This window comes from Pseudomonas sp. NPDC087185 (genome assembly GCF_044744955.1).
Lineage (GTDB): Bacteria > Pseudomonadota > Gammaproteobacteria > Pseudomonadales > Pseudomonadaceae > Aquipseudomonas.
The window spans coordinates 1-8,386 of sequence record NZ_JBIUZK010000005.1; the positions used below are offsets into that span (position 1 = coordinate 1).

The window sequence follows — 8,386 nt, forward strand, 5'->3', positions numbered from 1 at the left end:
CACCTGATCCCATCCCGAACTCAGCAGTGAAACGATGCATCGCCGATGGTAGTGTGGGGTTTCCCCATGTGAGAGTAGGTCATCGTCAAGATTCAAACCCAAAGCCCCTGTCTGCAATGCAGACAGGGGCTTTGTCTTTTCCGGGTCAGAACTGATAGCTGACCGTTGCGCTGATATTGCGCTCTTCACCCATGTAGCAATAGTTCAGGCTGGCACACGAAGCGATGTAGGTTTCGTTGGTGAGGTTGTTGGCATTCAGGCGTACGTCCACACCCTGGAGCCCCACCTTGCTCAGGTCGTAGCCCACCGAGGCGTCGAACAGGGTGTAGGAGGGGACCTTCATGCTGTTTTCCGCATCCACCCAGCTGTACCCCACGTAGCGCACCCCACCACCCAGGCGCAGCCCATCAAGTGGCCCCTGGCGGAAGTTGTAGTCGGCCCACAGCGAGAACATTTGCTTCGGCGCCTGGGTTGGCGAGTTGCCTTTGTTGTCGAGTTGGGCCGACACCAAGCTCGGCATCGATTTGGAATACTCGATATCGGTAAAGGTGTACCCGCCCAACAGCTTGAGGTTGTCCGTCACCTGTACATGAGCTTCCAACTCCAGGCCCTGGGAGCGTACTTCGCCTACAGGGCGATAGAAGTCTTCGTTCGGCTGCTTGGATGCCAGGTTCTCCTGCTCGATGCGGAATATCGATGCCGTGAACAGGTTGTCGCTGCCCGGTGGCTGATACTTGATGCCCGCTTCCCACTGGGTGCCTTCGGTTGGCGCCAGTGGCCGGCCGTCCTGATCGGACACGGTGTTGGGGTTGAACGATTCCGAGTAGCTGACATAGGGCGCCAGACCGTTTTCGAACAGGTAAAGCACCCCGCCGCGGGTGGTGAACTTGGTGCGGTCATCGCTGGCCCTGGTATCGCTGTCACGGTTCTCTTCGGACACCTTCACCCAGTCCTGGCGCAGGCCCAGCGAGAAGCGCCACTGGTCCAGTTCGACAAGGTCCTGCAGGTACACCCCGGTCTGCTGCAAACGGCGCTGATAGCGGTTCTCGCCGAGTACCTGCAGGTTGCCATTGCCATACTGCGGGTTGCCGGCATCGAGCGGGTCGACGCTGCCATAGCGCCATGCCACATCGGCCTTGCGCCGTTGATAGTCGCTACCCAGCAGCAGCGTGTGCTTGGCCGCGCCGGTGAAAAATTCCGCCTGCAGCATATTGTCGATGATGTAGGAGTGCAGGCGCTCGTCACCACCGGTGTAGGCGCGGTTGAGGATATTGCTGTTGGCATCGGCCCAGCCGGCCGAGTAGACCTGGTCCATCGACACGTCGGAATCCTGGTAACGGAAGTTCTGCCGTGCAGTGAAAACGTCATTGAAGCGATGTTCGAACTGGTAACTGAATGACTGCTGGGTGCGTTCGTAGTTATCGATGCCGGGTTCACCTTCGAAGAAATGATCAGACAGGCGCAGCCCGTTGCGCTTGTGCAGCATGCCGTCGGCCGGGTTGCCGCCGTGGTAGCCACCGTTGGGGTCGTGCTGCAGGTAGGCCTGCAGGGTCAGCGAGGTATCTTCGGTAAAGTCGATGCTGATGGCCGGCGCGATGGCGTAGCGTTCTTCCTTGTTATGGTCGAACTGCGTGTCGGAGGCATCGGCAAGCCCGGTCAACCGATAGGCGATACGCTTGTCGTCATCCAGTGGGCCGCTGAAGTCGAACCCCATGCCACGCTGCCCCTGGGTGCCCACGGTAGCCTGCACCTGGTGGTAGGCCTCGAACAGTGGCTTCTTGGTGGTCAGTGCCACCAGGCCGCCGGGGGAGCTACGACCGTAGAGCACCGAGGAAGGCCCTTTGAGGATGTCGATACGCTCAATGAAGTACGGGTCCACCTGCATGGTGCTGTACGTGCCGTTATCGCCCATCGACTTGAGGCCATCGACGTAGATATTGTCTACAGAACCGTCATTGAAGCCGCGCATCGCCACGTAATCATAACGGTGCGTGGCGCCGTAGGGGTTGGTCAGCACACCTGGGGTATAGCGCATGGCCTGGGCGACGGTCTGCGAGCCTTGATCCTCGATCTGCTGGCGGGTCACCACCGACACCGATTGCGAGGTTTCCACCAGTGGCATGCTGGTCTTGGTCGCGACCTGGCTGTGGGTAGCGTTGTAACCCTCCATACTGCCCAGCGCGTTGCCCAAGGTGAAGCCGCGCACGTCGGTATCGGGCAGGGACAGAGCGGCGTCTTCAGGCCGGGCGCGCAGCACATAACTACGCCCACCCTGGCTGACGGCCTCGAGCCCTGTGCCATTGAGCACATGACGCAGCGCCTGGTCGGTCGTGTACTGCCCCTGCAGGCCCTTGGACTGTAGCTCGCCGGTCAGTTGCGGGGTACTCGACAGGGTGATCCCTGCTTGGCGGGCGAACTGGTTGAGCACGTCATTCAACGGGCCTGGCGCGATCGTGTATTGCTGGCCTATCTGCACTGCCTCGGCAGCGTGTAATAGCATTGGGACGCCGGCCATGCCAAGGGCCGTGCCGAACAATGCGGCACGTACCGCCTTGGCAAGCCTGGCTGAATTCAAGACAGGTCGAAAATCATTCTCGCTTGCGGCGTACGCTAAGGGTGTAACGATGGGCATGTCGAAGTCCGTCGGGTCGTTAGAGGGCAGATGGAATTGCTTACTGTCCTAGCCGGACGTGCCCCCCAAACCCGCCAGAAATTTCGGCCTAGCGCTGAATCAGGCCACGGGCTCCAACCGTATCCACCAACGTGTTCGTTGGCGAAGCTGCACGGGCAGCGTCTGTGGTAGCAAGTGCAGGAGTTGGTCGGGGTCTTCCAGGCGGTATACCCCCGACAAGCGCAGGTTGGCGATGTCTTCACTACAGGCGAGGTACCCATGGCGATAACGGTTCACCTGGGTGAGGAAATCAGCCAGGCGCATATTGCGGGTTACAATCAGCCCCTCCGCCCAGGCTGAGGGGTCCATGTCCACCTGTTCCAGGCGTCGTGTGCCCAACGCATCCACTTGCCAGTCCTGCCCGTCGCCTACCCACTGCAGCTCACCCGTGCCTGGCCTGTGTATCGCGACCTTGCCCTGGCTGACGCTGACTCGCGTGCAATCACCATCCTGGCGTACTACAAAGCGCCCTTCGAAGCCTTCGAGCAGGGCGTCACGCGTCTGTACCAACAGCGGGCGCCCTTGATAGGGTGTTGCGCTGCAGGTGAGCATCAATTCGCCGTGTTTCAGGCGGACCAGGCGCTGCTGCTCGGTGAAGGCCAGGTCCACGGCACTGTGCGTGTTGAGCTGCAGCACGGAGCCATCGGGCAAGCGCACGCTGCGGCGCTCGCCGGTGGCGGTGGCGTAGTCGGAGGTCCAGGCGCTGAAACTGTCCAGGTCGTTGGCCAACCAGCCTGCCGTCCCCACTAGGGCGACACCACCGAGCAGCTTGAGCGCCTGGCGCCGCTGCAGGCGCCGCTGGCTAGTCTCCAAGGTCTGCAGGGCAACACCCGCCCCGGGGATGGCGCGCAGGTCGAGATCCTGGTGCAGGCTCACCACCCGCTGCCAGGCCAGCTCATGCTCCTGCTTGGCGTTTCGCCAGCGCTCGCATTGCTGCGACAACACCGGGTCGTTGCCGCTTTCACGCAAGCTGAGCATCCAGTGAATCGCTTGCTTCACGGCCTTGGAGGAGGGCGTCACGTCAGCACTCGTGTTCATAACGCAGCTGGTAGCAACGGTAGAGCGCTTCGGCCAGATACCGCTCGACCGAGCGCAGCGAGATCCCCATCTGCTCGGCGATGGCCTTGTGGCTCAGCCCCTCGCACTGGGCCAGCAGGAACGCCCGGCGCACCTTGGGTTTGAGCCCGTCGAGCATACGTGCAATGCGTTCCAGCAGCTCCAGCAGCAGTTCACGGGTTTCGGCCGATGGCACCTGCGCCTCAGGCACCTGGGCCAGGGCTTCGAGGTAAGCGCGCTGCAGCTCTTCACGGCGCCAGTGGTCGATCACCAGGCCGCGGGCAATCGTGCGCAGGAACGCCCGCGGCGCGTTCAGCTGCGGCTGCTCAGGGCGCTGCAACAGCCGCACGAAGGTATCTTGGGCCAGGTCTGCGGCATCGGCGGCGTTGCCCAACTGGCCGCGCAACCACGTGTTCAGCCAGCTGTGATGGTCACTGTAGAGCGTATGCACGGAATCGTTGGGGGGCATGACGAGCCATCGGCACAAATGATAATTAGTCTCATTGTTTGCCGGGGCGAGTGCCGTTTGCAACCCGCATTTGCAGCCAGCGCTGTTACTGGGCGGATTGCTTGTCCAGATAGTTCCTGATTACCCGAGCCCCATTGTTCAGATGCGCCTCCAGAACCCGTACGGCCTCATCCACCAGTTTGTCACTGGCCGCGTCTGCCAGTGCGTTGTGATCGTCCTGGGTCAACTTGCCCAACCCCATCGACGACAGGTGGAAGCGTAGGAAGCGTTCCTCTTCGTTGAGCTCGTTTTCGATCAGGCGCAGCAATTTCTGGTTGGGCGCCTTGCCATACAGCGCCATGTGGAAAAGCCGATTGAGACGCCCGATTTCAGCATGCCGGGTTTCGTTCTCCAGCTGCTGGATGTAGCTGCGGGCCCGGGCGATATCCTCGGCGTCGAGCAGCGGGATGGATTGGCGCAGCGCCTCGGACTCGAGCAATACCCGCAAGGCATAAGTGTCGACCGCGTCTTCACCGATCAAAGGTGCCACTACCGCGCCTTTATGCATCTCTACCTTGAGCAGCGATTGCGCCTCGAGCTGGCGCAGGGCTTCGCGCACAGGCATGCGGCTGACGCCATACAGGGTAGCGAGCTCTTGTTGGCGCACGGCGGTACCCGGCGGCAGGCGGCCATCGAGGATGGCGCTGCGCAGGCGCTCTTCGATCACGGCACGGGCCAGGTGTGCCGGCAGCTGTTCGCTGGCCAGCACGGTGCTCAGTTTGATTTTCTCGGCCACGCGGAGTCTGCCTCGACGACTAAAGTTGGATCCAATGACACTAGTGATAGGCAAGGGGGCTTGTCAAACCCGCGCACGCAGTAGGGCGAGTGAAAACAAGACCCTGGGATATGGTGGATGAAGTCACTGGGCAAAGGAAGCGCCATATACCAAGCGCTATCAAGAAAGTTATAGCTGACCGGAAACCGCGCGTCATGATTGCAGGGTGCCATTGTCTTTTGCTGTGGCAGGCCGCACCATCGCTGCTTTCGACTGGTCTGAACAGGTCTTCGCAGTGGCGATACCCTGGGTACTCAAAACCGTTGTGCGCCGTATCGGCCTCGCTGTACTGCTGGGTAGCTTGCTGCTGGGCGGCTTGCACGCGGATTGGGATTTTTCCGCGATCAGTCGCAAGTCACAGGCCCTGTATGGCCCGCTTGGCGCGGGCAAGGGCCGCATCGATGCCTGGCAGAACCTGATGGCCACGCAAAACCAGGGTTCCGAGCTCCAGCGGCTGCAGGCGGTCAACCTGTTCTTCAACCAGCAGTTGCGCTACGTCGAAGACATCGACCTGTGGCACGAGGTGGACTACTGGGCCACGCCGATCCAGGCCTTGATCAAGGGTGCCGGCGATTGCGAGGACTACGCCATCGCCAAGTATTTCAGCCTGCGGCGCATGGGCATCCCCAGCGAGAAATTGCGCATCACTTACGTCAAGGCCTTGCGCCAGAACCGCGCGCACATGGTGCTGACCTATTATTCAAGCCCACAGGCCCAGCCGCTGGTGCTCGACAGCCTGATGGACGCGATCAAGCCGGCCAGCCAGCGTACCGACCTGTTGCCGGTCTACGCCTTCAATGGCGAAGGCCTGTGGCTGACCGGCGCGGCGGGCAACAAGAAGGTTGGCGACACCAAGCGCCTGTCACGCTGGCAGGACGTGCTGAAGAAAATGCAGGCCGAAGGGTTCCCGGCCGAACCGGTTTACTGAAGGAGCACAGATGTCACTGTTCAAACAATTGCTGTTGGCCATTTGCCTGTTCCTGGTGGTCGCGTTCAGCGGCAGCTTCATGGTCAGCCTGGAGAGTTCGCGCAGCCAGTACGTCAACCAGCTGCGCTCGCATGCCCAGGACGCGGCTACGGCGCTGGCGCTGTCGTTGACGCCGAACATCGACGACCCGGCCATGGTCGAGCTGATGGTCAGTTCGATCTTCGACAGTGGCTACTATGCGAGCATCAAGGTCGTTGACCTCGGCTCCAATGCCGTGTTGGTCGAGCGCCACGCCGAGCCCGACCCGGGTGGCGTTCCGGCTTGGTTCATCCACCTGATCGGGCTGGAGGCGGCCGGTGGCGATGCCATCGTCAGCCGTGGCTGGCAGCAGGCGGCGCGGGTCGAGGTGATCAGCCACCCGATGTTCGCCATCGCCAAGCTCTGGCAAAGCGCCCTGGGCAGCCTGGGCTGGCTGCTGCTGTGCGGTGCGGCAAGTGCGGTGCTTGGCGCCTTGCTGCTGCGCCGTCAGTTGCGGCCGCTGGACTACATGGTCGAGCAGTCCCATGCCATTGCCCGTCGCGAGTTCCTCAGCCTGCCGGAGCTGCCGCGCACGCCCGAGCTGCGCCGTGTGGTGCAGGCGATGAACCAGATGGTCGAGAAGCTCAAGGCGCTGTTCACCGAGCAGGCCGAGCGCAGCGAGCGGCTGCGTACCGAGTCCTATCAGGACAGCCTGACCGGGCTATCCAACCGCCGCTACTTCGAAATGCAGCTCAACAACCGGGTCAGCAACCTGGAAGACGCCCGTGCCGGTTACCTGCTGTTATTGCGTGTGCAGGACCTGGCAGGGCTTAACGCCCGCCTGGGCGGCCAGCGCACCGACCAGCTGTTGCAGGCGGTCGGTGAACAGCTGCGGCGTACCTGTGCCCGCTTCCCGGAAACCAAAGACCTGATTTCTCGCAGCCGGGGCGGCGAGTTTGCGGTGCTGGCGCCGAGCATGGTGCATGAAGAAGCCGTACAGCTGGCCCAGGCCCTGGAGGCAACGTTGCAGAGCCTGCACGAGACGGGTGCCACCGACGTCGACCCAGTGGCTTGTATCGGCCTGGCCCCCTTCAGCCCTGGCGACGCACCCCAAGCACTGTTGAAACTGGCCGATGAGGCCCTGGCACGCGCCGAAAACCAGCCGACGCCAGGTTGGGTATGCCTGGAGCAAGGCGCCGCGGCGGTGGCAGGCGACAGCCATCACGACTGGCACACGCGGCTAGACCAGGCCTTCGTCAAAGGCCAGTTCGAACTGTTCTTCCAGCCCGTGGTGGACTGCAAGGCGGTGCAGCGCGTGCTGCACCACAAAGTCATTTCACGGCTGCACGATGATCAGGGCGACGCATTGCCGGCCGGGCGCTTCCTGCCGTGGCTGGAGCGTTTTGGATGGATGCCGCGGCTGGACGTCCTGGTGCTGGAAAAGGTGCTGGCGCACCTGCGTGGCCATGACCAGGTGCTGGCGCTGAACCTGTCCGCCGCAACCCTGGCCGACCCTAAGGCGCTGCAACGGGTCTACGAACTGCTCGCCCAGCACACCGCCCTGGGGCCGCGACTGATTCTGGAAATCGGTGAAGAGCAACTGCCCGAACAGGCCGTGCTCGAGCAGCTGACCCGGCGCCTGCACGGGCTTGGCTTCGGGCTGGCGCTGCAACGCTTCGGTGGCCGCTTCAGCATGATCGGCAACTTGGCGCACCTGGGCCTGGCCTACCTGAAGATCGACGGCAGCTACATCCGCAACATCGACCATGAGCAGCACAAGCGCTTGTTCATCGAGGCGATCCAGCGTGCCGCGCACAGCATCGACCTGCCGCTGATCGCCGAGCGGGTCGAGACCGAAGGGGAGCGGCAGGTGCTGGTGGAAATGGGCGTCGAAGGCATTCAAGGGCAACTGGTCGGCGAGCCTGCCCCCTGGCGCTGACAACCCATGAGAGGGCGGGTCAGATCAGCCCGCCTCCCTCTTCGTCATCGATCAGGTTGTTCAAGCCGCCCAGCGCCTTGCGCGCCGTGGAGCGGCTGAGCAGCTTGGCCTGGGCGCCAGGCGGCAGGTCGGTGATGCTGAATACGCCTTTGGCAGTCAGCACCTCGATCAAGTCCTCGAGCACACGGATCATGTCCAGGTCGCTCTGCTTGAGCTGCTTGAGGCTGTTCTCGACCACGTCATCGGCAAACCATTCCTGGATTTCGGCACTGTCGGCGGGAATGACTTCGGTGGACTCGGCATAGGGTGCAGGTTCTACCCGCAGCAAACGGCCCTCGTCGTCGCGTTGCACGTAGAACATGGCGTTGTCCCTCGTCACGATGATTCCTTGTTGGTAGACAGCAGCATAGGCAATTTTCACCAGGCGTGTCAGCCCGGCGCATGAGTATGCGCTGTAGCAGGGGGATGAGAAAAGGGCCGCCCGCGGTGGC

General features: G+C 62.3%; 7 protein-coding genes and 1 rRNA gene. 3 read left to right on the forward strand and 5 right to left on the reverse strand.

The window, feature by feature from the left end:
- Positions 1–91: ribosomal RNA gene (rrf, locus tag ACIPIJ_RS17690) — 5S ribosomal RNA — on the forward strand; the annotation flags it as partial.
- A gap of 54 nt (positions 92–145) precedes the next feature.
- Here the strand turns inward: rrf and ACIPIJ_RS17695 are convergent.
- The 4 genes from ACIPIJ_RS17695 to ACIPIJ_RS17710 form a co-directional block, all read right to left on the reverse strand.
- Complete coding sequence (locus ACIPIJ_RS17695) at positions 146–2,515, reverse strand: TonB-dependent siderophore receptor (protein ID WP_401078981.1); 2,370 nt, start codon at positions 2,513–2,515, stop codon at positions 146–148.
- A gap of 216 nt (positions 2,516–2,731) precedes the next feature.
- Positions 2,732–3,709, reverse strand: coding sequence for a FecR domain-containing protein (locus ACIPIJ_RS17700; protein ID WP_401078984.1), 978 nt, complete (start codon positions 3,707–3,709; stop codon positions 2,732–2,734).
- Positions 3,693–4,196 (reverse strand): sigma-70 family RNA polymerase sigma factor, encoded by a 504-nt coding sequence (locus ACIPIJ_RS17705; RefSeq protein ID WP_401078987.1) that lies wholly within the window; start codon positions 4,194–4,196, stop codon positions 3,693–3,695. Before ACIPIJ_RS17705 ends, ACIPIJ_RS17700 begins: the two co-directional genes overlap by 17 nt.
- A gap of 85 nt (positions 4,197–4,281) precedes the next feature.
- Positions 4,282–4,971, reverse strand: a complete 690-nt coding sequence (locus ACIPIJ_RS17710; protein WP_401078990.1) for a GntR family transcriptional regulator — start codon at positions 4,969–4,971, stop codon at positions 4,282–4,284.
- 205 nt (positions 4,972–5,176) lie between these two features.
- Here ACIPIJ_RS17710 and lapG point away from each other — a divergent pair, with 205 nt between their 5' ends.
- Entirely contained in the window at positions 5,177–5,938 is a 762-nt protein-coding gene (lapG, locus tag ACIPIJ_RS17715; RefSeq protein ID WP_401078993.1) for a cysteine protease LapG, read from the forward strand.
- A 10-nt stretch (positions 5,939–5,948) separates the two neighbouring features.
- A complete protein-coding gene (gene lapD / locus ACIPIJ_RS17720) occupies positions 5,949–7,895 on the forward strand; it encodes a cyclic di-GMP receptor LapD (RefSeq protein WP_401078995.1) in 1,947 nt (648 codons plus the stop codon).
- Positions 7,896–7,914: 19 nt separating this feature from the next.
- Here the strand turns inward: lapD and ACIPIJ_RS17725 are convergent, their stop codons facing one another.
- The gene (locus ACIPIJ_RS17725; RefSeq protein WP_401079839.1) at positions 7,915–8,256 is read right to left on the reverse strand and encodes a tryptophan synthase subunit beta; all 342 of its coding nucleotides are present in this window, start codon (positions 8,254–8,256) and stop codon (positions 7,915–7,917) included.
- Positions 8,257–8,386 lie beyond the last annotated feature (130 nt).